At 49.1% G+C, this 23,057-nt stretch carries 20 protein-coding genes and 2 tRNA genes; 12 read left to right on the plus strand and 10 right to left on the minus strand.

Annotated features, from left to right (window positions below; all coding sequences use genetic code 11):
- The first annotated feature begins 29 nt into the window (after window positions 1-29).
- Window positions 30-1,421 carry a glycoside hydrolase family 1 protein gene (locus tag M977_RS01460; protein WP_064511773.1) on the plus strand — a complete coding sequence of 464 codons (1,392 nt, stop codon included), beginning with the start codon at window positions 30-32 and terminating at the stop codon, window positions 1,419-1,421.
- 56 nt (window positions 1,422-1,477) lie between these two features.
- A complete protein-coding gene (locus M977_RS01465; RefSeq protein WP_064511774.1) occupies window positions 1,478-2,401 on the plus strand; it encodes a LacI family DNA-binding transcriptional regulator in 924 nt (307 codons plus the stop codon).
- Window positions 2,402-2,488: 87 nt separating this feature from the next.
- Here M977_RS01465 and M977_RS01470 read toward each other — a convergent pair whose 3' ends face one another.
- Window positions 2,489-3,130, minus strand: coding sequence for a riboflavin synthase (locus M977_RS01470; protein WP_064511775.1), 642 nt, complete (start codon window positions 3,128-3,130; stop codon window positions 2,489-2,491).
- A 226-nt stretch (window positions 3,131-3,356) separates the two neighbouring features.
- Between M977_RS01470 and mdtK the strand changes: the two genes are divergently transcribed.
- From mdtK to M977_RS01490, 4 genes are all read left to right on the plus strand, one after another.
- Window positions 3,357-4,730, plus strand: coding sequence for an MdtK family multidrug efflux MATE transporter (mdtK, locus tag M977_RS01475; protein WP_064511776.1), 1,374 nt, complete (start codon window positions 3,357-3,359; stop codon window positions 4,728-4,730).
- 153 nt (window positions 4,731-4,883) lie between these two features.
- A tRNA-Val gene (locus M977_RS01480) sits at window positions 4,884-4,960 on the plus strand.
- 26 nt (window positions 4,961-4,986) lie between these two features.
- Window positions 4,987-5,063 (plus strand) — tRNA-Val (locus M977_RS01485).
- Between the two features lie 300 nt (window positions 5,064-5,363).
- Window positions 5,364-5,693 (plus strand): type 2 periplasmic-binding domain-containing protein, encoded by a 330-nt coding sequence (locus tag M977_RS01490; protein WP_157092019.1) that lies wholly within the window; start codon window positions 5,364-5,366, stop codon window positions 5,691-5,693.
- Window positions 5,694-5,947: 254 nt separating this feature from the next.
- Here the strand turns inward: M977_RS01490 and M977_RS01495 are convergent, their stop codons facing one another.
- Window positions 5,948-7,912 (minus strand): PhoX family protein, encoded by a 1,965-nt coding sequence (locus M977_RS01495; RefSeq protein WP_064511778.1) that lies wholly within the window; start codon window positions 7,910-7,912, stop codon window positions 5,948-5,950.
- Window positions 7,913-8,585: 673 nt separating this feature from the next.
- Here M977_RS01495 and M977_RS01500 point away from each other — a divergent pair.
- From M977_RS01500 to M977_RS01515, 4 genes are read left to right on the plus strand one after another with little or no spacing between them, the layout of a single operon-like run.
- Complete coding sequence (locus M977_RS01500) at window positions 8,586-9,116, plus strand: Csu type fimbrial protein (protein WP_064511779.1); 531 nt, start codon at window positions 8,586-8,588, stop codon at window positions 9,114-9,116.
- Window positions 9,117-9,137: 21 nt separating this feature from the next.
- Complete coding sequence (locus M977_RS01505; RefSeq protein ID WP_064511780.1) at window positions 9,138-9,857, plus strand: fimbrial biogenesis chaperone; 720 nt, start codon at window positions 9,138-9,140, stop codon at window positions 9,855-9,857.
- Between the two features lie 16 nt (window positions 9,858-9,873).
- The gene (locus M977_RS01510; RefSeq protein WP_064511781.1) at window positions 9,874-12,195 is read left to right on the plus strand and encodes a fimbria/pilus outer membrane usher protein; all 2,322 of its coding nucleotides are present in this window, start codon (window positions 9,874-9,876) and stop codon (window positions 12,193-12,195) included.
- A gap of 41 nt (window positions 12,196-12,236) precedes the next feature.
- Window positions 12,237-13,208, plus strand: coding sequence for a Csu type fimbrial protein (locus M977_RS01515; protein ID WP_064511782.1), 972 nt, complete (start codon window positions 12,237-12,239; stop codon window positions 13,206-13,208).
- A gap of 25 nt (window positions 13,209-13,233) precedes the next feature.
- Here the strand turns inward: M977_RS01515 and M977_RS01520 are convergent, their stop codons facing one another.
- Window positions 13,234-14,169: a LysR family transcriptional regulator gene (locus M977_RS01520; RefSeq protein WP_064511783.1), complete on the minus strand. Its 936-nt coding sequence runs from the start codon at window positions 14,167-14,169 to the stop codon at window positions 13,234-13,236.
- A gap of 94 nt (window positions 14,170-14,263) precedes the next feature.
- Here M977_RS01520 and M977_RS01525 point away from each other — a divergent pair, with 94 nt between their 5' ends.
- Window positions 14,264-15,472: an MFS transporter gene (locus M977_RS01525; protein ID WP_064511784.1), complete on the plus strand. Its 1,209-nt coding sequence runs from the start codon at window positions 14,264-14,266 to the stop codon at window positions 15,470-15,472.
- A gap of 75 nt (window positions 15,473-15,547) precedes the next feature.
- On the opposite strand, the gene M977_RS01530 is transcribed toward M977_RS01525, so the two are convergent.
- From M977_RS01530 to M977_RS01555, 6 genes are all read right to left on the minus strand, one after another.
- On the minus strand, window positions 15,548-15,832 hold the full coding sequence (locus M977_RS01530; RefSeq protein WP_064511785.1) for a heavy-metal-associated domain-containing protein: 285 nt from the start codon (window positions 15,830-15,832) through the stop codon (window positions 15,548-15,550).
- Entirely contained in the window at window positions 15,829-16,191 is a 363-nt protein-coding gene (locus M977_RS01535) for a mercuric transporter MerT family protein (RefSeq protein WP_134182255.1), read from the minus strand. The genes M977_RS01530 and M977_RS01535 overlap by 4 nt, the downstream gene beginning before the upstream one ends.
- On the minus strand, window positions 16,163-17,308 hold the full coding sequence (locus tag M977_RS01540) for a transglutaminase-like domain-containing protein (protein WP_064511786.1): 1,146 nt from the start codon (window positions 17,306-17,308) through the stop codon (window positions 16,163-16,165). The genes M977_RS01535 and M977_RS01540 overlap by 29 nt, the downstream gene beginning before the upstream one ends.
- A 129-nt stretch (window positions 17,309-17,437) precedes the next feature.
- A complete protein-coding gene (locus M977_RS01545) occupies window positions 17,438-18,799 on the minus strand; it encodes an MFS transporter (protein WP_064511787.1) in 1,362 nt (453 codons plus the stop codon).
- Window positions 18,800-18,818: 19 nt separating this feature from the next.
- The gene (locus M977_RS01550; RefSeq protein ID WP_083962891.1) at window positions 18,819-19,907 is read right to left on the minus strand and encodes a M14 family metallopeptidase; all 1,089 of its coding nucleotides are present in this window, start codon (window positions 19,905-19,907) and stop codon (window positions 18,819-18,821) included.
- Entirely contained in the window at window positions 19,876-20,703 is an 828-nt protein-coding gene (locus tag M977_RS01555) for a gamma-glutamyl-gamma-aminobutyrate hydrolase family protein (RefSeq protein WP_064511789.1), read from the minus strand. Before M977_RS01555 ends, M977_RS01550 begins: the two co-directional genes overlap by 32 nt.
- Before the next feature lie 108 nt (window positions 20,704-20,811).
- Between M977_RS01555 and M977_RS01560 the strand changes: the two genes are divergently transcribed.
- Window positions 20,812-21,741: a LysR family transcriptional regulator gene (locus tag M977_RS01560; protein WP_064511790.1), complete on the plus strand. Its 930-nt coding sequence runs from the start codon at window positions 20,812-20,814 to the stop codon at window positions 21,739-21,741.
- 110 nt (window positions 21,742-21,851) lie between these two features.
- On the opposite strand, the gene M977_RS01565 is transcribed toward M977_RS01560, so the two are convergent.
- Entirely contained in the window at window positions 21,852-22,919 is a 1,068-nt protein-coding gene (locus M977_RS01565; RefSeq protein WP_064511887.1) for an FUSC family protein, read from the minus strand.
- Window positions 22,920-23,057 lie beyond the last annotated feature (138 nt).

Raw genomic sequence — 23,057 nt, forward strand, 5'->3', positions numbered from 1 at the left:
ATGGCAGGCACGTCAAACGAGGAACGAAAATGAAATACGTATTCCCTGATAATTTTTGGTGGGGCAGCGCCAGTTCAGCGCCGCAAACTGAAGGTGAAACGCTCTCTTTTGGCAAGTCTGCCACCATTTGGGATCAGTGGTTTAAAGAACAACCGACCCGTTTTCATAACGGCGTAGGCCCGGCAGACACCTCCACGTTCTACAAGAACTGGAAGCAAGATATCGCCCTGCTGAAAGAGCTGAATCACAATACTTTCCGTACCTCAATTTCCTGGGCACGCCTGATCCCTGAAGGGCGCGGCTCGGTAAATCAGGAAGCGGTGACCTTCTATAATCAGGTTATTGACGAACTGTTGGCGCAGGGAATTAAGCCATTTATCAACCTGTTCCACTTTGATATGCCGATGGTAATGCAGCAGCAAGGCGGCTGGGAAAACCGTGACGTTGTCACGGCCTATGCAGAATTTGCTAATGTTTGCTTTGAGCTGTTTGGCGACCGCGTGAAGCACTGGTTTACTTTCAATGAGCCAGTTGTACCCGTCGAAGGCGGCTATCTGTACGACTTCCATTACCCGAACGTGGTGGATTTCAAACGTGCAGCTACCGTTGCCTACCACACCATGATCGCCCACTCTCTGGCGGTAAAGGCTTATCACGAGCGTAATGACGGCGGCGAAATCGGTATTATCCTCAACCTCACCCCTTCTTACCCACGTTCGCAAAACCCTGCGGATGTGAAAGCGGCAAACATCGCTGACTTGATGTTTAACCGCAGCTTCCTTGACCCTGCTTTGCGTGGTGAATATCCGCAAGAGTTGGTGGCCTTGTTGAAAGAGCATGGCCAGTTGCCTGCGTGCCAGCCTGGTGACAAAGAGTTGTTGGCGGCAGGTGTCGTCGATTTACTCGGTATCAACTACTACCAGCCGCGCCGCATCAAATGCCGCGATTCACTGGTAAACCCTGACAGCCCGTTCATGCCGGAATGGTTCTTTGAAGCCTACGAAATGCCAGGCCGCAAAATGAACCCGTATCGCGGCTGGGAAATCTACGAGCAAGGGATTTACGACATTCTCACTAACCTGCGTGAAAATTACGGCAACCCAAATTGCTATATTTCCGAGAATGGCATGGGCGTTGAAAACGAACAGCGCTTCGACGAGAACGGCCAGATTCAGGATGATTACCGCATTGATTTCGTGCGCGACCACCTGAAATGGCTGCATAAAGGCATCAGCGAAGGCAGCAATTGCCTCGGCTATCACATGTGGACGTTTATTGATAACTGGTCCTGGTGCAACGCCTATAAAAACCGTTACGGTTTTGTCTCGTTAAATCTAGAGACACAGCAACGCACCATCAAGAAAAGTGGCGAATGGTACAAAGCAACCGCCGCAGAAAATGGTTTTAACGATCGTACGTAATCTCCGCATACGGGCCGCGAGGCCCGTTTCTGGCTGAGAAGCGGGAAACTCACACCATGTCGAATATTAATGATGTAGCACGCCTGGCGCAGGTTTCTAAAGCAACCGTTTCGCGTGTTTTAAGCGGCAGTCGCGGCGTGAAAGAAGAGAGTCGTCAGGCCGTTTTACGTGCGGCAGAAATACTTAACTACAAGCCGAATGCTATCGCTCAATCTTTGAGTTCCCAGTCAACCAATTGCATTGGCGTTATCTGCGCAACCGAACATATTCAGCAGTCAACGGGTTATCTGCAGGCACTTGAGAAACAGCTTAATCAGCATCAGAAACATTTGTTGTTACGCTTTGCCAATGACCATGACAGTGTGGCCCAGGCAGCTCAGGAGCTTTCAAATGGGTTATGTGATGCATTAGTGGTGGTGGGCGCTCGTTTTCCGTTACCGGAACTTGATGACGAAATCATGTTGATTGATTGCCTGAGCGGTTCACATAACCTCAGTATCCAGTGTGACCATATTTTTGCTGCCGAAACGGCAGTGCATTATTTATGTAATCAAAAGCGGCGACAAATCGCTTTGATTAACTTTGCCAGTGGTGAAGCGGCAGCGCTCACACTTGAAGGTTATCATCAGGCGCTTCACAACCATGTGGTGCCCTTCAACCGCCAACTGGTGATTGACGATGAATCATCGGTGCGCATTGCGTTACAACGCTTGATAAACCGTGGAGTGAAGTTTTCTGCGCTGCTGGTCACCGATGATACGCAGGCGCAAGAAGCAGTGATGATGCTCAATCAATACCAGTTAAAAGTACCTGAGCAGGTGATGGTGTTCAGTCTTGACGGCTCAACCCGAATGCCTGGTTCGAATGCTATTCCCGCAATTAAATATCCGCTGGAGAGTATTGCCCGTCGGGCGGTAGAGTTGTTGCTTGGTGAACGGCATACCAGTGATTTGGTGCGCGGAAGTTTGTTGATTGCTTAACACAGTCGGATGTCGCTTACGCTAACCCGACCTAACGCTCGAAACTGTAGGGTGGATAAGCCGTAGGCGTAATCCACCGTTTCAACCTCACGCCTTCGGTAGTAACGCATCCAAAGTCGCTTCACGCTGTGCCAGCACGCGCTCAACGGTATCTACAATTGCCTGGGTTTGCGGGTCAATTTCGATATTAATACGATTGCCAAGTTTCTTGCTGCCAAGCGTGGTGCGTTCAAGCGTTTCAGGAATTAAATGCACGCAGAAACGCGATGCTGTCACTTCACCCACCGTCAGGCTAATACCATCAATGCCGATATATCCTTTATGCAGGATATATTTCATCAACGTTTTATCGCGCATTTTAAACCAGATTTGGCGGTTATTTTCTGAAGTTAAAATTTTCGCCACTTCAGCGGTGGTCATAATATGACCGGACATAAGATGCCCGCCGATTTCATCATTAAATTTGGCAGCGCGCTCAACGTTGACACTGTCGCCCACCACTAGCTCGCCGAGATTGGTGATGCGCAGCGTCTCTTTCATAAGATCAAAGCTGACGTGGTTGCCATTGATTTCTGTGACCGTCAAACAACAGCCGTTGTGCGCAACCGACGCCCCTGTTTCAAGGCCAGGTAACATCGCGTCGGGCATTTCAATGACGTGCGTACGGAAGTTAGGTTTCTCATCAATGGAGACCAGGGTTGCAGTGCCCTGCACAATACCTGTAAACATCGTAAAGCTCCTGGTAATAATTTGGCGGCTGATAATGTGTAATACATCACTTTAACAGTTGGAAAAAATGCTTACCAGCTATCCGCACTACCCCACCATTATTTGGCTGGCGTATTCGTTTTCTGCCGCTACAATAGTCAGGCTAATTCCCCTGCGATTCCTATTTTTCTGCCATTTCTGGCGGTCTTGCTGTCTTTCTAATAACTAAAAATATTCAGGTGTTCAAATGCAGAAGTACATAGTTGAAGCCCGCCAGTTACTCGCACTGGCGATACCCGTGATCCTCGCGCAGATTGCACAAACCTCAATGGGTTTTGTCGATACCGTGATGGCCGGTGGCTACAGCGCAACCGATATGGCCGCTGTGGCAATCGGTACATCCATCTGGCTACCCGCCATTCTCTTTGGTCATGGCTTGTTAATGGCGCTGACGCCTACCGTCGCGCAACTCAACGGTTCAGGCCGTCGTGAGCGTATTGCTCACCAGATTCGCCAGGGCTTCTGGTTGGCGGGATTTGTCTCGGCGCTGATCATGATTGTCCTGTGGAATGCGGGCCATATCATTCATGCGATGAAAAATATCGACCCAGAACTTGCCGATAAAGCCGTGGGTTATTTACGCGCGCTGCTGTGGGGCGTCCCTGGTTATTTGTTCTTCCAGGTTGCCCGTAACCAATGTGAAGGGCTGGCAAAAACCAAACCCGGTATGGTGATGGGCTTTATTGGTCTGTTGGTCAATATTCCGGTCAACTACATCTTTATTTACGGCCACTTTGGCATGCCAGAACTCGGCGGTGTAGGTTGCGGTGTAGCAACAGCTGCGGTGTATTGGGTGATGTTTTTCTTCATGATTTCTTATGTGCGAAAAGCGCGCTCAATGCGCGATTTGAAATTGCCTAAAGGCTTTATCAAGCCCGACTGGAAAGTAATATATCGCCTGACCCAACTGGGCCTGCCGATTGCCCTGGCTCTGTTCTTTGAAGTGACACTGTTTGCGGTTGTCGCACTGCTGGTCGCACCGTTGGGGATTGTTGACGTTGCAGGTCACCAGATAGCTCTGAACTTCAGCTCGCTGATGTTCGTTTTGCCGATGTCACTTTCAGCGGCAGTCACTATCCGCGTGGGCTTCCGTCTGGGCCAAGGTTCAACACTCGATGCGCAAACCGCCGCCTGGACAGGTATTGGTGTTGGTATGTGCATGGCAACCCTCACGGCTATCTTCACCATCGTGATGCGTGAACACATCGCCCTGCTCTACAACAGCAATCCGGAAGTTGTCGCGCTGGCTGCGCACCTGATGTTACTGGCGGCGGTTTACCAGCTTTCCGATTCCGTGCAGGTTATCGGCAGCGGTGTGCTACGTGGTTATAAAGATACACGCTCCATTTTCTTTATAACGTTTATCGCCTACTGGGTGCTGGGATTGCCAAGCGGCTATATTCTTGCACTCACTGATTGGGTTGTTGAACCGATGGGGCCAGCAGGATTCTGGACCGGCTTTATCATCGGTCTAACGTCTGCTGCGATTATGATGATGCTGCGGATGCGTTGGTTGCAACGTCAGCCTTCAATCACTATTTTGCAGCGCGCCGCACGATAAACCCGAATAGCCGCCGTTTTGGCGGCTATTTTTCCAGCGGGTTGCACAGATGCGCAGCAAACGAGTGAAATATGGAAGAAAATTGTGGTTTAAAGCTTGCAAGGCTCAGGGGCTGCCGCTAATATTCGTCCCCGTTGTCACAGACAACACAGTGCGTCCGTAGCTCAGTTGGTTAGAGCACTACCTTGACATGGTAGGGGTCGGTGGTTCGAGTCCACTCGGACGCACCATTCTAAGTTTTACCGCAACAAACAGTGCGTCCGTAGCTCAGTTGGTTAGAGCACCACCTTGACATGGTGGGGGTCGGTGGTTCGAGTCCACTCGGACGCACCATTCATAAAGAAACATTCAAAGCTTTATCTCTCCAGTCATAAAATCCTAACTAATCCAGCTATATTTCGACTGCTCTACTCAATTCCTATTAAAAGTCTTTTCTTTGTATCTATGATTTTTGTTGCTTACCAGGGCAATGAAGACAATGTGTTACTAATGCTCCAGGCAACATTCACAAGATGACTAAATGAGGCTGGAGCCAAAAGACAGCCTGATTGGGCTACCCTTTTTGTTTAATCAACACGTAGCGGTTGAGTAGTTGATTCAGATGCATATCAGTCTGAGTGGTCAATGCCTGTGATGGAGTCTCATCAAGCATTCGTCACCGGGCCGGAAGGTCAGACTGCAATGGCCAAACTGACAGGTTATATGCCAGGAAACAAAATTGCCGTTGAGAAAGCTGAACTGCTCGGTAGCTTTTACGCATCCCACCCGAATCATAGTACCAGCCTGAAACAGGTGCCAGTATTAGGCGAGTGGACGTCGTTTCCGGGCGAAAATGCACTAAAAATTATTGAAGTGATTAAAGACCACACCGAAGCGTTAGTGACTGCGCGCTACGGTGCCACTGAGACAATGCCAAAACTGGTTCAGGATGTTAATAACTTGATGCCTGCCCAATGTAAGTAGCTGTTTAATTCCGCCAGGCACCCCTGGCGGAATTAATTGTGTATGGGCGTACTGATGGATTCAACGCCCCGGGCCATGCGCACAACCAAGATAAGCCTAACTACCTTATAGAGAAGTGGTTTTAACAAAACAACTTATAAAAGCACTGATGGTCAGCCCTGAAAACCATCACTGTATATCTTGTTATCCCCTCACCTTTTCTTCAGGCTTTGAGCAAAACATCCCTGTTCCGCTCAACTGTAGAGGCTATTTTGTTAGCTACCGATAATTCCACCATCAGCTTTAACAATAACCACCGAGGAAGATCGTGGGCGACTGTTTTTATCACCATCAGGCCAAGTGGAGACGGCAGTCGGGTTTGCCGGATCGCTGATATCGTCACCAGGTTCACCGGGGTGTTGAATATTAATAAACAGCGTGCGGTTATCTGGAGTAAAGGCGATGCCAGTTATCTCACAGCCACACGGCCCGGTGAGGAAACGACGATATTCGTTGGTACCTGGAACAGTGGCGAGCATCTGGTTGTTGCCCATTCCCTCATAGGCTTTTTTGTTGATGGTGCTGGAGGAGACATCAGTCTGAATCCACAGAACGCCGCGATGGTCGAAAGATAACCCATCTGCACTACCAAACTCTGCCCCCTTCATTGAGCCTTTGGTTTTCTCATCTGCGCTATCCGGCTTGCCGCCTAGCACCAGGATATCCCACTTGAAGGCGGTTGATGCAGAGTCACCGTTCTCTTCCGTCCAGTGCATGATGTGGCCGTAGACATTATTGGCGCGCGGGTTGGCGGCATCGACAGGTGCTTTGCCCTCCTTGCCTCGGTCACTATTGTTGGTCAAGGTGCAATAAACACTGCCCGTTGCGTGCGAGTCGACCGCAATCCACTCAGGGCGGTCCATTTTTGTGGCACCAACGGCATCAGCAGCGAGACGCGTTTTAATCAGCAACTCACCCTGACTGGCAAATCCCTTGGTTTCATCAAGGCCCGATTGCCCGTATACCAGCGGCAGCCAGGTGCCACTACCATCGTCATTGAATTGCGCCACATACAGCGTCCCTTCAGAGAGCAGGTCCATGGCGGCATCTCGCAGGCTCGCATCATATTGATTTTTGGAAATGAACTTATAGATGTATTCGAATTTCTGATCATCACCCATGTAAGCAACTACACGGTTATCCGCCGCCAGGGTAATCGCAGCGCCTTCATGCTTAAAGCGCCCTAATGCCGTGTGTTTACGTGGAGTCGATGACGGATTATAAGGGTCGATTTCTACCACCCAGCCGAAACGGTTAGGCTCATTAGGCGTTGCATCTACGCTAAAGCGCGGATCGACTTCGTTCCAGCGGTAGGATTCATCGCTGTCGCTAATGCCATAACGCTTTTCAAGGGCATTTGGCGCCGCTTTTTTAACGAATATATCTGACCAGTTTTCTTCGCAAGTCAGGTAAGTGCCCCAAGGTGTATGGCCGTTGGCACAATTTTGCATAGTACCAAGCACTTTTTGCCCCTGCGGATCGTCCGCAGTTTTCATTAATTCATGATTTTTGGCAGGCCCAGTGAGGGTCATCGGTGTATTGACAGTAATACGACGCGCAAACTCAGAAGGACGAACCACGCTCCAGTTATCGCCCTCTTTTTTCACTTCAATAACCGAAATGCCCATTGCATTTTGGCCCTTGCGCACTTTATCCAGATTCCAGTTCGCCACACCGTCTTTAAACAGCAAACCGTTGTCGATGTATTCGTGGTTCATCGCCAGTAAACCGTGATTCGGCTCGGTTCCTCCCTGCGGCAAACTAAACCATGCCATACCATCGTGGTGCATTCCCGCCTGAGCGGCCTGTTCATCAGTAGTGTTACTGCCATCGGTTTTAAATTCCGGCAGGTTACCCTTTAAACCTACGGCGTCTCCCCAGCGGTAAAATGGTCGCGCGATGTAGCCTTCCGGCACCCGCACGGTATCATCCGTTGAAACTTCAATACTGGTAAAACCAAGGGAAGAAGGACGTGCCAGAGCCGTTTCTACGGCCCATGCAGCTTGGGATTTTAGCAACGTCGGGAAGGCTACTACGGCGCCCGCGACTGCCCCCATTTGCAGGAATCGGCGCCGGCTCAAATACGCACTGGCAACATCTGAAAAAACGGGGTTGGTGCTGCGGTTGCTGATTTCGTCGTTGTGTTCCTGTTTAAACAACGGCTTAAGAGGTCTGCTCATCATGGCTTCCTTTCGATATTGTTATCAGAAGTGAGCAGTGTAAGAAGGTTTTGTTACACATTTATAACAGCATGAGAAGGTCCTGGTTGTTTGATTACCTATGAACAAACATCCAGTAGTCATGTCACCACCCTGTAACAGGCTTAATGTTTTTCGATTACTGTTTGATTATTTTTAATAGTGAAATTTAATGTCTGGGCCGAAGTTTTAGCTTTATTTCTTTTTCAAACAACCGAATAATTTCGGTCGCATCACCATATATTAACCTCAATCATGTGAGCAGTTTGCCACCATAAATACCTCATGCATTCCCATTTCAATAATCCTGATCTTGAGCTATTGTTTTATCAAAATAAAAAATATCCTTCTGAATTAGAAAGTTAACAAACCACATATCATTTACCTTTGTGATTGTTTGCACCTGAAATTATTCTATTATTGCTAATTTTTATATCCCGCATCTCAGGTCGAAATGACTTATAGCAGACTTTCCTGCATGTAATTATCAAACTCGCCTAATAAAACTTAAAGTGCGTATCTGATCATATTAAAAAACTTAATGCATCCCGAAATTGGCATAAAAATGCACCTGATCCTATGGTTTTAATAGACATGCGACATTCATCCGTATGCATTATTGACAAACCGCAGGTATCTGAATAGGTGCAAAGATATGAAATCAATCATTAAAATGCGCATATTTTTTCCTTTCATGATTTTTGCTTTTGTTCCATCTGCAAATGCCGTCGTGGCAACCAACACATTTCAGGTACAAATTACTATTACTGCTTCGTGCGTTGTGACTACTGGCAGCGGGGCAAATATTAATCTGGGCTCTGTCGGTAGTACTGCAACTAACACAACCGGGAATAGCTCCTTTACTGTCCAGTGCTCAAGAACCACTCCTTATTTCATCGGCCTTGCACCATCCACCGTCAATGGTGGCAATACCACAGGTGCTGGATCTATGTCATCGGTCGATAACAGTGGAACAAACAGCGATAAAGTCCCTTATCAGTTACATCAAACATCAGGCACAGGTCCCGTCTGGGGTAATACTGCCACCACCTCCGCAGTAGGCAACGGTGTTGGTGGAACTGGTTCAGGAGTGGCGCAAACCTATACTGTATATGCAGTTGCCACCAGCGCAAACTTCGCACCTGATAGCTATGCAGACACTGTAACCGTTAACGTAAACTATTAATATAAAGGACTATTTATAAAAATGAAGCCACAGACGCGAACGGTTATTGGGGTTATGTGCCTGTTATCGGCGGCAGTATTTGCACAAAATACGGTGGCAAGCGGCCTACAAGTTTCGCCTGTGACACTGACCCTACAAAGTATACAAAATGCTGATGGCATCTGGTTAATGAACCAGGGTGAAGAGGCCATAAATGCGCAAGTTCGTGTTTATAGTTGGAACCAGCAAAGTTATGAAGACCAGCTCAACTCTTCTCAGAATCTGGTTATTAGCCCGCCAATGCTCAAACTGGCACCCGGTGAGAAACAGTTGATTCGAGTGATTCACATGGGGCCTGCCTCAAATACTGTGGAGGAAGCTTATAGGCTGTCAATCAATGAACTGCCTCCAGCCGAACTACAAAAAAATAAAATTCAGTTCGTTTTGCATTATTCAATTCCCGTTTTTATTCAACCTAAAGGTGCCAGCGAGCATTCAGCAAAATTGCAGTGGGGAATCCAACGTATTGGTAGTGAAGCATTTCTTGAAGTGAGCAATAAGGGGGATAGCCATGCTCAGTTGTCTGGTGCTTCATATATCAACACGCAAGGTAGAAGAAAAGAAATAACACAGGGGCTATTGGGATACGTACTTCCCGGCGCAACCATGCGCTGGAAATTGCCTTTCCCTGCCTCGGATACTGCCCCTGGAAGCAAATTAGAAGTTACTATAAATGGACAAAAAAAGGTGCAGGAACTTTAAGGTAATCATTAGAATAATGATAGTTCTTCTGCTCGGTGGAATATTAGCGCCAGGAATTACCTTGGCCAATGATAATAATTCCATCACACCAGTGATTAGTAACGATAACGAACATTCTAATGCAATAGATTTGTATCTTGACGTCACTTTGAATGGAAACCATATTGGCATCGAACATTTTAGTGAGCTTGCTGGTAAATTATATAGCAACAAAGAAACACTACAAAAAATAGGGTTTAAATTGCCTGATGAACCGGCCCAATCGATTCGTCTTGATAGTTTAAGTCAATTACAATTTGATTATGATGTTTCATCACAAACACTGAAATTGACTGCCCCTCTTAGCACCTTGAATTTAAATACCACCAAACTCAATCAAGTTGATATTCCTCCGCCGGTCGTCTCCACATCACGGGGCATGTTACTCAATTATGATGTTTACGCAGCGCAAGGCGACGGAAGTAACGTCAGCAGCTTTACTGAATTACGCGCATTTAATTCAGCAGGGGTGCTGAGCTCAACTCAATTAACTCAATACTCCACGCAAACTGATGGAGTTACGGCCGATAACAATTTCAGTCGCCTTGATACGCAGTGGCGGTCGTCGTTTCCTGACCGTCTCCTTAGCTTAACCCTCGGTGACACACTCACCAGCAGCCTCACATGGTCGCGCCCGACACGCATCGCGGGTATTCAAATAGGCACTGATTTCAACCTGCAACCTAATATGCCGACCACACCGCTACCCTCTTTTTTAGGTTCGGCAACGGTACCGTCAAATGTGGAATTATTTATAAATGGCATGAAATATTATAACGGAGAAGTGCCTGCGGGGAATTTTGAAATCAACACCCAGCCTAATATCAGCGGTGCGGGCTACGCACAGGTGAATATGACTGATGCATTGGGTCGAACGACGACACAGAGCTTTTCCTTTTACCAGGATCAGCAGCTATTACGCGAAGGGCTGACACAATGGTCAGCTGAACTGGGGGTGGTACGCGAAAATTACGGGATCTCTTCATTTGATTACGCCAGCACACCTTCCTTTAGTGGAACCTGGCGGCGGGGTATCAGTAACAGTTTTACAGGTGGCGTTCATTCTGAAGTAAGCAAACAGTTGCTCAATTCTGGATTCAGTATGGACTGGATACCTGGCGGTCGTGTTGGCACCCTATCAACGTCTCTGGCTATGAGCACCGACGCGGGTGACAACGGAATGTTGTATAGCCTGGGTTATCGCTGGATTGGCAGCAATTTTAACTTCAGCACCTCGACGATTGCCACCGCAGGTGATTACCGTGATATCGCCAGCCGCTATGGTTCAGCACCGCCATCACTTAATAGCAATGTTGTCGTTGGGTACAACATGCCCTCATATGGCAATGTCAGTCTGAGCTACCTGCAATATCGCTACCCACAGGAAACCTCAGTACGTTACGCGGGTGCAAACTGGTATGCGGCGGTAGCAAATAATATTTACCTCACTGCTGGCGTGAATCAAAACGTAGACGACAGCCGGGATCGGAACCTCTACCTGACTGCCACATTTATCCTTAGTAATAACCTTAGCGCCAGCAGCACAGTACAACGCACGAATGATGAAAACGGTTATATGCTTAATGCCAGCCGTACCCAACCTTCAGATGGGGGTTGGGGCTGGAATCTTGCAGCAAGCCAACAATCTTCCCAACAAAACGGCCAGGGAGAATTGGGTTACCTGGGTCGCTATGGCAAAGTTTACAGCGGTTTTAACCGCACTTCCGATACGCAGTATGCCTATGCTGGTGGTAGCGGCTCCCTGGTGATGATGGGGGGCGGTTTGTTTGCCGCGCGCACAATTGATGATGGCTTTGCCGTTGTCTCCACCGACGGTATTCCTGATTTGCCAATCAAACTGCAAAACAATCTCATCGGCACCAGCAACAGCCAGGGCTTGCTACTAGTGACGCCAATTAAAAGCTATGAAAATAATCTGTTAAGCATCGACCCGATGAACTTACCCGCCAATACGCGTATCGACCAGGTTAATGCTTACGCAACACCTGCCGACCGTTCTGGTTCGCTAGTCAAATTTGGTATTACACCGGTTCGCGCCGCGCAAATAATCGTGGTTGATACACAAGGAAAACCGATTGAGGAAGGGACACAGGTAGAGCTGAATGCTAAGCAAAACCAGCAAACCATCGTGGGTTTTGATGGTCTGGTTTATTTCGATACGCTGGAACTGCATAACACATTAAAAGTGATGGCCGCCAAAGGCACTTGCTCAGTGCAGTTCGATTACCCGCAGAAGGCTGCCAGCATTGCGCAACTTGGCCCACTCGTTTGTCGTTAAGGACGAGATGAATTGCTCTTGTTAAGAGAAAGGAAACCTATATGCGTTTAAGAGCGTTATTTTTCTTCGCAGTCTTAAGTTTGTTTCCTGGTGTTAGCCACGCGCTAAGTTGCTCAATCAGTGGCGTGCAGCCCATTAATTTTGGGAATGTAAGTCCACTGTCCAGCACAGGTGCTGAAACGTCGATGACGTTCAGCTATTCGTGCAGCAAAGTCCTTACAGATGTGCTTAGCGCGATCACTCTTTGCTTTAATATTGGCGCGTCGAGTAATGGCCAGACTAACCCTCACGGCATGTCTTTTGCTGGCCCACCAGCCAGCACATTGAACTATCAACTCTATCAAAACCAAGCTCATACTGTAATTTGGGGAAATCAGAACCAGGCTGGAACCCCTCCTCCCATGGCCCAAATAGCGCTCCTCAATCTCACGCCCGTAACGGGTAGTCTGACAGTTTACGCAAAGCTTACGACACCCCAAATCACCGCGGCTCCCGGTAGCTATTTAGATGTTTTTAATTCTGCCACCGCAAGTGTTACCACGAATACAGGCCTGGCTCTCCCCCCAGCTGACTGCGGCAATGGAACCGGCCCGAGTTTCCCGTTTAACGTGACCGCAGTCGTGACCAAGCAATGCAACATTAGCTTCGTCAATAATATAAGTATTGGCCCGGTAACAATGAATCAATCCAATATCGGATCGAGTAATACTCTTGGTGTCGCCTGCTCGAATAATACCCCTTATTCGATAGGGCTTAGTCCATCGAACGGCAGTACCACAGGCAGCGGACAAATGAAAACCAGCGGGAGCGGGAGCAATACAGATTTAGTCCCGTATCAACTGCGTTCAACGTCGGGCCAGTCCGGGACTCCATGGGGAAGTATTACAGCAAACAGTGTCAATGGCACCGGTACTGGATCGACCACTGCATATACCGTTTACGCAACCGTACCCAATGCAAATTACGCCCCGGATAATTACGCCGATACCGTCACCATTAATGTGACGTACTGAAAAAGGTAAATGGCTCGCGGCCTGATTAACGCGCAGATCGGGTGCCGGTTAGACTTGGCATCACCTCTTTCATTAGCTCAATAAATTTGCGCAGACGTGCCGGGTAGTAACTCGCGTAAGGATAGAGCAGATAGATGGGTAAAGGTGCAGCCTGCCAGTTAGGGAGAACATGCTGCAACGTGCCCTCCGCCAAATCCTCTTTCACAACCCATGATGAAACCATCCCTACACCCAATCCGTTTAAAGCTGCCTTACGCACCGCGTACAGGCTATCCGTGCTCAGTCTCGGGGTAATATCGAAGCGGAAAGGGTCGCCGCTGGTTCCCTCGTTTAACGTCACTTCATTGCGATAAAAACTACTCAGCGCCACCCACGGGAATTTCACCAAATCCGCGGCTTCATTAACCGGCCCATGGCTTGCAAGTAGTGAAGGAGCAGCCACCACGATACGCGGCACTTCCGCCAGTAAAATGGCGACCACAGAAGGATCGGTGATTGCCCCAACATGAATCGCACAATCAATTCCTTCAGGGATAAAGTCCGGCGAACGATCGTTAAGAATCCACTCAATATTGATTTGCGGATAGCGCGCCAGGTAATCGCCAAGCGGCCCAATCAGTTGATCCTGCCCGAATGCGTGTGGCGCACGTACGCGCAGCACCCCGGCCGGTTCGTCCCTTGCACCACTAACTTCATCTTCCAGAAGGTGCCAGTTTTCAATCAACCTGCGGGCATGCTGATAGCAGCGTTCGCCGTCATCTGTCAGCTTCATGGTGTGGGTAGTACGCTGGATTAACTTAACGCCAAGCATTTGTTCGAGGCTTTGCAAGCGTCGGCTTATTGTTGGCTGGGTAGTATCCATTTGTGCGGCTGCGGCTGAAAGGCTGCCGCTCTCAACGATTCGCACAAAGGTTTGCAAAATGGCTATACGGTCGCCAGCGGGATTAAAGTTTTTATTCATACGTTACGTGTATAACAGTTTTACCCCTGCGGGGGCTACAGCCGAAAGCAAAAAACGACAAGAATGGCCGCACATTAACCCACTGGAGCGAGCCATGAGCCAGCTTTCCACAATGACCACATCAACGTCCAACACCATGCTGTCTGGCAAAATCGTTTTTCTCCTCGCCCTTGGCGCGGGCCTGAGTGTTGCCTCAATTTATTATAGCCAGCCAATGTTGGGGATTATCGGCAGCACGTTCCATGCCCGTGTCGGTGATGTCGGCCTGGTACCCACACTGACGCAAATTGGTTATGCGCTCGGCATTTTGTTGCTCGCCCCACTTGGGGATCGCTTTGACCGCCGTCGTATCATTCTGATTAAAGGCACCCTGCTTTCGTTGACGTTACTGCTGTGTGGATCCTCCTCTTCCTGGCATGTGCTATTACTCAGCAGTCTGGCAATTGGCCTGGTTGCGACCGTTGCGCAAGATATTATCCCTGCCGCCGCCACACTGGCCTCTGACAGCAATCGGGGTAAGACCGTGGGAATGGTAATGACTGGGCTTCTGGCGGGCATTCTGCTTTCACGTGTATTTAGTGGCATCGTGGCAGAACTATGGGGCTGGCGTAGTGTTTATACTATTGCGGCGGTAGGTGTTTGGGTCGTCACGCTGACACTCTGGTACGTACTACCCTCTTTCAAGCCGCAAACCACACTACGCTATCCCGCACTACTGCGCTCATTAGGCAAACTGTGGATGGAGTATTCGGCTTTACGTCGTGCCGCTCTGGCACAAGGGTTGTTGTCGATTGCGTTCAGCGCTTTTTGGTCAACGCTTGCGATTATGCTGGCAGAGCGCTTCCATATGGGCTCTGCCGTAGCCGGTACTTTTGGCCTGGCAGGTGCAGCAGGAGCGCTCGCCGCACCGCTGGCAGGTTCACTTGCTGACCGTCGTGGCCCTGATTTCGTCACGAAAATTGCAGCCGCGTTGGTTGTTATCTCCTTTGCCCTGATGTTTGTGATGCCGTTTGTTCCCGTCCCTGTGCAACTGGCTATTATCGCCATTAGTGCGGTCGGGTTTGACCTGGGTATTCAGGCCTCACTGGTGGCACATCAAACCATCATCTATGCGTTAAATCCGGCTGCCCGTAGTCGCCTGAACGCCATTATGTTTACCGTGGTGTTTATCGGCATGGCAGTAGGTGCAACGCTGGGTAGTAAAGCGCTGGAAACCTTCGGCTGGACGGGAATGGTTGGGCTGGCAACGTTCGCGGCACTGTGCGGATTGCTTATCCGCTTAATGGGGCGCTCCGCCAAATAAACAATCACCACCTCTACGGGAGGTGGTGATTCGCCAATGAGCTTCCAGCAATCACAATCGTCGCGGTAACAGGAATTATTGCGTCTCAGTCACCGCGTGAATTTGGCCAGTAAATCCTGTTTTAGCAATCGCCGATAGCAGTTGTTGATTATCAAAATTGTCCGGAACAATGACTTGTGCCTGATGCGTTTTTAATGACGCCTTTGCTTTGATAACCCCATCGGTACTGCGCAAAGCCTGATTTATCGAAATCACGCAGAGCGGGCAGTTCATCTGCCCTATATCTATAGTGACCATTTTATTGGCCGCCCAACTTAGAGGCGTCAACAAAAGCAGCCCCAGGCATAAAAATCTCTTCATTCCATACTTTCCCAAATCCAGGGTAAGACATACGGATAAGTGGTCAGGAACAGTACCAATGGCACTGATAACCAATACAACAAGACCAGCACGCGGCGGCTGACAACACTTGTGCATATTGGCTTAGGGGACAAATAGAGCCGCCAGAATCCACGAACCATCAATCCCAGGGAGACAATTACCATGGGAATTTGTAACCAGGGTAGCGTCGGGATCCCTGTGAGTCCTGCAGCTGAAATACCAAACAACAGATACAGCAACGGCCCAATGCAGCACAGTGTTGAAGCGCCAGCGGCAATTAATGCCGCCAGCAACGTGACTAAATTACCCTTAATGCTGTTCGGTGCTGACGTAGTCATAGCTAAATGCTGCCGGGTCGTAGAAGTTTAAAGGATCGCCATCTACTTCGGCATATGGGTAACCCAGATTGTTGACATCACCTTGTTCTGCTGCTGGATAAAGCGCGAAATCACGTGCATGATTAAAGCCCACCCAGTTCATTTCCCAATTGCCAAAGAGATAATCGCTAACCGCTTTTACAGCCGGATCACCATTCTCTTTCTTCTCGGTCAAACGCATTTTAGTGACATCTGCCGGGTCAGCCGGGATCCATCCAAAGCCCGCCAGCCAGAACATCGCGCGGCAATGCTGGCCACCATTTATTTTTGCAATACCCTGCTCATCTGCGCTGCCGAAAGCTTTCTTCGAATACTGCCCCAAGAGGCGGCTGGCACCAAGGCGAATACCGAACATTTCGCGCGCAGGAATCCCAACTGCGCGACACAGCGCGACAAAGACGGAGTTAATGTCGGTGCATTTACCACCCAATTTACCCGCTTTCAGTATTTCGCCCACATCACCTGTACCGCAACCAATCACAGCATCATCGCGATGCATGTGTGTGCTAACCCAGTCGTGAATCAAACGAGCTTGTTTTATCGGTGCTTTTTCGCCACCAACAATTTTCAGTGCAGTCTCTTTTACGATACCGTCGACAGGAATATGGGGAGTTGCCAGCAAGAAAGGTTTAATTTCGTCCGGGATGACTGCGTCTTGCTCAGGCAACAACCAGTCGGCTAGTTTATTGTCTTTTAGCACTTCCCAATCATGGGTTTCGACCGTCATATCAACGCGAATATCCAGCGAGCCTTCAGAGTCCGGCCAGGTAACAAATAACATTCTGGCACCATAACGGTTATTAGCCGTCAGGCTGGCTTTCTGGTAGTTACCGTTGAAGGAAAGGTCGAGCAAGGTCTGAAATGAAGTGTCTTCTGGTACAGGTATCCACAAATTAACTTTGCCCTGGGAACCTGCCGGCGCTTTGAGACTATACGTTTGTGTGACCACAAAACGGCGGGAGGTATCAGAAGATGCAATTGCCGGATCATCAACACGTTTGGTTCCTGAAAATGCCGGACGAACCAAACCAATAGTTGATAGTGCTGCAACGCTTTTCAGAAAGTTTCGCCTTTCCATTGAGATATACCTTCGGTCGCCAGAAAAAGCTGGCGCTTAACCCCGCACCTGCGGAGGTCGGCCAGTATTATGCAGTTTAGTATTCTGCTCAATTATAAACTGGATCAATTGGTCGGCTGTTTATTGCCTCTATTCCTGCTTTGGAATGGGCAGGCTTGCCACCCTCTTATGCCGCATCGGGTTTGCCGTTACGCCGAGGTCTCGCGTTTCCGGCAGCAACGACATCGCGCACAAGCTGACGGCTGCAGCAAACAATACATAATAGGCAGGGGCCACAGGATGATTAGTCCACGCAAGAAGTGCCGTCAGAATAAAATGTGTTGTCCCACCAAATAGTGCCGACCCGAGCGCATAGATAAGCGATGTGCCAGTGCTGCGATAACCGGCAGGCAAAATCTCCGGCACAATAACCAACACGGCGGTAGTCGGGAAAACAATCAGAGCCGATATGACGAAGGTCACCGTCAGCAAACGTGTCGCATCCGGTGCTTCATGCAGCCATGAAAACAGTGGCACGACTACGATGCACAACACAACTACCGGCAAGATTAGCACCTTCTTACGCCCATATTTATCGCACAACCTTCCCGCTGCCAACGCGCCAAAAAACGACATTAGCCCGGCAATAAGGATACTGGTTTGGGCAATACTCGGATCAAGATGAAGCGTTTTGATGGCATAAGATGTCATGTAGTTTATCAACTGCGATGTGACGTTGACGACGAGCATGACACCCAACCCGATAATCAGAAAACGGCGATGGTCACGCCACATGCCTTTGAGCATATCAACGGTTTTATCTTCCTTTTTATCCTCCGCATGCAGCGTCTCGGGAACATTGCGACGAATATAAATGGTCAGTGGAACCATCAGCAAACTAAAGATAAACGGAATACGCCAGCCATAACTTTGCAAATTCTCAGGCGACATCGCAAGCGTAATAATCACGCCGATCAGCCCCCCGGTAGTGACCGCAATACCCTGACTTGCTATCTGCCAACATGCATAGCGGCCACGTTTGTCTGCCGGGGCTGATTCGATTAGCAACGATGTCGCTGGGCCAATTTCGCCGCCCAGAGCAATCCCCTGTAACAGGCGACAGCACACAACAATCACCGGAGCAATCATACCGATACTGGCGTAACTGGGCGTGAGTGCTATACCCATCGTACCTAGCGTAATCAGCGATACGGTAAGAATCATCGCGGGTTTACGCCCGACACGGTCTGCGTAACTACCAATAAGTAGTGCGCCCAATGGACGCGTGAAGAATCCGACCCCGAAGGTCGCCGTTGCCACCAGCAGGCTGCCATAATCCCCGGTAATTGGGAAAAATGTCTGTCCAATATAAACAGCAAAATAGGCATAAATAACAAAATCATAAACTTCAAAAGCATTGCCTGCGACGGCGGCTACAATCACCCGCCAATGAACTGGCTGTGCTGGTACTGCGCCACCACCCTGCGCCAAACGCTCGGTATTGTGATTCATGCGACTCTCCAGGAATATGTCAGTCTTGATTACGATTAATACCCGCTACGGCTTGTTGGAACACCAGTTTCCCCTGGGCCCAGATAGCCTCCTGCCACCAGGGATCTTGCGGGTTAAAAGCATCTTTTAGCGTCTGACGGATAGCGGCACATTGTCGTGGGTCATCGCTACCATAACGTGTTAGCCAGTGTGCTCCGCGCATTGCCAGTACCGTTTGTGATTGCGGATAAGTGCCATATTCCAGACAAATATTGGTCTGTTGTGCCTGCTCACACTCACGAAACAGAGCGGCTTGAATCGGCCCCGTTAACGGAACGCTGGTAGAACTACCGGTATTCACCGAAGTAATAGTGTCGCCCCACCAGTCACGAGCCCGCTTAACAGAAATCCCTTCATCTTCACAACCAAAAATCCGCTCACCATAGCCATAAGGGCCAAGCCCAGTATGAATATCCAGTGAGCCTATCCGACGGCAGCGTGTTGCATAACGACGCAAAATCGCACGGAAGGTATCATTGCTCCAGGTCGGTTTATCTCCGCCATAGTGAAGCCCATCAGCAAAACGATATTGCCCAAGACTTACCGCACACTGGAAACCCTTAGCACCCCACAGTTTTGCCAATTCTCGAAGTTTATCTTCGCTATCTACCGGTGGAGGCCAACTTGCAGGTAGCAACAGATCGTGAATCTCGCTGTAACGTTCGTTAGCGGGTAGTGTTTGATTGAAATCGACAAAGTTGCGGTTCAAATCGACGTTTTCCTGAGTGGTACGATGCGACCAGGAAAATCCCCACGGATTGATTGCATGAACATGCAAAACAGCGGTATTGCGCTCGTTTAATGGCCCCATCTCCAACAACCCTTTTTGGATTGCCGAGCCAGGATATCCCTCTACACCATGAACACCGCTGATGGTAATAATCAAATTCTCCGCATCTTCCGGGCCATCAAGCACCACGTCTGTCGCCAGCGTTTCTCCCTCAACACCGGGCAAGTCCAAAATGTAGCTATCAACAGCGAGTCCTCGGGCTTGAGCAGCAGCAAGGAATGCCTGCCGTGACATCGCATAGTTCCTGCTAAACAGCGTATGCGCTAATGAACTCATCATTGTCTCCTGTCGATTTAGTGGAAAGTCTGGATTGCTGACGGTGGCGGCATGAGTCGCCAAATGTTGTGAAGAGTTGTTGTGCAAGCGGACTGTGTCCAAGCGACATTTCGGGATGCCACTGTAATCCGAGCACAAGACCAGGGGCCTCAGGTGCGGTAAACGCTTCTACCAGTCCATCAAGCGCAAAAGCCTCGATACACAATCCTTGCCCGAGGCGATCAACCCCCTGGTGGTGTAGTGAGTTCACCCTGACGGCCTGAGTTCCTGATAACGTTGCCAGCAACCCGCCCGGCGTAACGCTGACCAGATGACTGTCTCTGTACCATTCCTCAATGGCACGCGCGTGATCTCCCTCCCTGTGGTCTATCGCGTCCGGCCTTTCATGGACGGCACGATGCAAAGTGCCGCCATAAAAGACATTCAACTCCTGAAATCCTCGGCAAATCGCCATCAAGGGAATGCCCTGCGCAATAACCGACGGCAAGAGTGAGAAGACCGCCTCATCGCGATGCAGATCCGTGAGTGTTTCTACGGGAAGCGGCTCAGCTTTATAGCGTTCCGCCGCCACATTCGAGGGGCTTCCAGGCAGCAATACACCGTCAACAGTGGCTAGCAGTGTTGTTAAATCCAGCAGATCAGGACAGGCTGGAATAAGAACAGGCATAACTCCTGCTGCCTCATGCAAAGCGCGCAAATAGGTTTCAGGTACAGCATGAACATTGTGCTGGAAGTAGCTAATTCGATCGCAGATCACTGCTACCACGGGACGGGGTAATTCGGGTTTGACCGTTTGCATAGGGGATTCCCATTGAACAAAGATTAATTAAATGTTAATGGTTTGTTTTGATTGCGTGAAATGCAGAATCAGGACGGTTTCCATGCATAAACTGCAAGTGGAGGAAGTATGAATACCCGCCAGCTACAGCACTTTATTGCACTGATGGAGAACATCTCACTCAGTGCCGCGGCGGAGGCTGTACATCTAAGCCAACCCGCACTTTCACGCAGTATCAAAGCACTGGAAGAGCAGCTAAACGTGCCGCTTTTTATCCGTACTGACCGCCGGTTGCGCCCAACACCCTACGCGCAAGCATGGTTGGCGACGGCACGTCGGATGCTGATGAATGAGAAGGAGGGCAAACGTTTATTGAAGATGATGCAATCAGGGGAAACCGGGCGCGTTGCGTTGGGAATGGGATCGTCACTCATAGATGAATTACTTGGCCCGCTTATCGAGACGATGCTCAAGACGCTTCCGGAAGTACAGATTAAAGTCAGCGTGGAAACATCAGGCCCGTTGCTAAATTTGCTACGCGACCGACAAATTGACTTCTTCGTGGGGGATACAAGTATTGCGCGCCATCAACAAGACCTCGCCGTAGAAGCTCTTTTTACCTGCGGGTTTGCATGGTACGCCAGTCGCCAACATCCTATCGCGCAGCAGAAGAACATTGATATCGCCCAGCTCAAGTGCTGGCCAATGGTGATTGCTTCAGGGTATTTTGACCCTGCTGTAGTTGAACATATGGAAGAGCTGTACGGGTTATCATCGGGGCTTTACGACAATTTCGATGTGCAAAGTAACGACTTCCAAATTGTCAAATACTTGCTCAGTTCAAGTAACGCTATCCTCGCCGCCACTGATATCTCAATGATCAATGACGTGGGGGCAGGAAAAGTGGTGAAACTTCATGTTACTCCCCCACTTTCTCTGACATTGACGCTCGGAATACTTCGGCTTACGGATAGAGTTCTGCCACCGGTCACAGAACGCGTGATGACACTCATTCGTAACCGACTTAAACAGACGGAAATTCGCCGCACTCAGCTTTAGTTCGTCATCTTATTATGTATAAATGAAAACCCCGTCCCCACAGTGCCTGGTATCAAAACGAGCCTGGTAGCTGAAATGATTCCACTAAACTTTGGTTCACCCCAGATGTATTAACCTCTCTGCTCGGTTAAGGCTTCAGTGATTAAAGTTGATAGTTTTTCAAGTTTGAGAGCAAGTTGAAGGCTCAACCAGACATACCCGTGGATAGCATTTTCAACGAGTTCATCCCCGGAGTGGGCTACTAACAATTCATGCAATTCTTTCGTTATGTCATTCAAGCGCTCACTATTTGCCGTTGCGGGTGATGGATTTCCCTCATGCAGCGCCAAGGCCAGTGTTTGCAACGTTTGCTGAGTCATCTGCTGCACTTGTGCAAGAGTGTGCGAATTCAGAATAAGAAAGCGGCTGCTGCGCGAGGCCCAATGAGCGTTAGCCTGTAATCCTTGTGTAGCAATCATATCTCGGGCAATGGACTGAATCTCATTTAGAAGCGTTTTAGATATTCCTGCCTCTCGACTGACCGGCATAAGCAGGCTGCGCATTTTCACCACATTTCCGAGTATTCGTGAGTCCAGTTTCGTCAAATTCGGGCGGCTCAGAACATTCCAGGAGAAGCCCGTAGCACTTATTTTCGAAAAATCAGTCAAAAAGTCCGCTAGCTGAATACGCCAGTGAATAAAGGCCCGTTGCGGGTAGATACTGGTAAAAACCATCGCCAGAATGCAACCAAGGATAATATTTGTACTTCGCCATAACGCAGTTTGGAAATCACCAGCCGGAGCACTACTCACCACTGCCATTGTGATACCAATAAGTAAGGCGGCATATGGGCGCTTACTCATTGTTAAATAACCACATATAAATAGTGCACAACCACACCATGCCATCATTAAAGGCAAGGAGTACATTTCAATATGCAAGGCGATGATACCCAATATCGCACCGGTTAACGTACCTGCAATACGTTCAAATGCGCGAGGAATAACATTCCCCCAAAAGCTTATTGGCCCCATAACCACCACGAGTGTAATAAGTGGCCAGGAGTGGTCTGGTAAATTCGCCATCCTGATTATCAGGAATGTCAGTACGAATGCTACGGCGATCCGGATGCCATGAATTATGCGGTAATTGTGATGGATATATAATTCACGGGGAGTTAATGGCCTGTCACGACGCACTGCAAAGATAGATTTTTTCATTCACTCTTTACTCTGGATAAACAGTGCCCTGGCAATAAAAACTGACAAGCACATTGGGTTACCCTGCACTTAAGCTATTGCTTTATATTTCATAGATTGAACGACACCTGTCAGACA

This window comes from Buttiauxella gaviniae ATCC 51604, assembly GCF_001654835.1.
GTDB lineage: Bacteria > Pseudomonadota > Gammaproteobacteria > Enterobacterales > Enterobacteriaceae > Buttiauxella > Buttiauxella gaviniae.

Excerpts from the sequence above, each read along its gene's own strand:
- M977_RS01460 (WP_064511773.1), top strand. The coding sequence starts at position 30 with ATGAAATACGTATTCCCTGATAATTTTTGGTGGGGCAGCGCCAGTTCA.
- M977_RS01465 (WP_064511774.1), top strand. The coding sequence starts at position 1,478 with ATGTCGAATATTAATGATGTAGCACGCCTGGCGCAGGTTTCTAAAGCA.
- M977_RS01470 (WP_064511775.1), bottom strand. The coding sequence starts at position 3,130 with ATGTTTACAGGTATTGTGCAGGGCACTGCAACCCTGGTCTCCATTGAT.
- mdtK (WP_064511776.1), top strand. The coding sequence starts at position 3,357 with ATGCAGAAGTACATAGTTGAAGCCCGCCAGTTACTCGCACTGGCGATA.
- M977_RS01490 (WP_157092019.1), top strand. The coding sequence starts at position 5,364 with ATGGAGTCTCATCAAGCATTCGTCACCGGGCCGGAAGGTCAGACTGCA.
- M977_RS01495 (WP_064511778.1), bottom strand. The coding sequence starts at position 7,912 with ATGAGCAGACCTCTTAAGCCGTTGTTTAAACAGGAACACAACGACGAA.
- M977_RS01500 (WP_064511779.1), top strand. The coding sequence starts at position 8,586 with ATGAAATCAATCATTAAAATGCGCATATTTTTTCCTTTCATGATTTTT.
- M977_RS01505 (WP_064511780.1), top strand. The coding sequence starts at position 9,138 with ATGAAGCCACAGACGCGAACGGTTATTGGGGTTATGTGCCTGTTATCG.
- M977_RS01510 (WP_064511781.1), top strand. The coding sequence starts at position 9,874 with ATGATAGTTCTTCTGCTCGGTGGAATATTAGCGCCAGGAATTACCTTG.
- M977_RS01515 (WP_064511782.1), top strand. The coding sequence starts at position 12,237 with ATGCGTTTAAGAGCGTTATTTTTCTTCGCAGTCTTAAGTTTGTTTCCT.
- M977_RS01520 (WP_064511783.1), bottom strand. The coding sequence starts at position 14,169 with ATGAATAAAAACTTTAATCCCGCTGGCGACCGTATAGCCATTTTGCAA.
- M977_RS01525 (WP_064511784.1), top strand. The coding sequence starts at position 14,264 with ATGAGCCAGCTTTCCACAATGACCACATCAACGTCCAACACCATGCTG.
- M977_RS01530 (WP_064511785.1), bottom strand. The coding sequence starts at position 15,832 with ATGAAGAGATTTTTATGCCTGGGGCTGCTTTTGTTGACGCCTCTAAGT.
- M977_RS01535 (WP_134182255.1), bottom strand. The coding sequence starts at position 16,191 with ATGACTACGTCAGCACCGAACAGCATTAAGGGTAATTTAGTCACGTTG.
- M977_RS01540 (WP_064511786.1), bottom strand. The coding sequence starts at position 17,308 with ATGGAAAGGCGAAACTTTCTGAAAAGCGTTGCAGCACTATCAACTATT.
- M977_RS01545 (WP_064511787.1), bottom strand. The coding sequence starts at position 18,799 with ATGAATCACAATACCGAGCGTTTGGCGCAGGGTGGTGGCGCAGTACCA.
- M977_RS01550 (WP_083962891.1), bottom strand. The coding sequence starts at position 19,907 with ATGATGAGTTCATTAGCGCATACGCTGTTTAGCAGGAACTATGCGATG.
- M977_RS01555 (WP_064511789.1), bottom strand. The coding sequence starts at position 20,703 with ATGCAAACGGTCAAACCCGAATTACCCCGTCCCGTGGTAGCAGTGATC.
- M977_RS01560 (WP_064511790.1), top strand. The coding sequence starts at position 20,812 with ATGAATACCCGCCAGCTACAGCACTTTATTGCACTGATGGAGAACATC.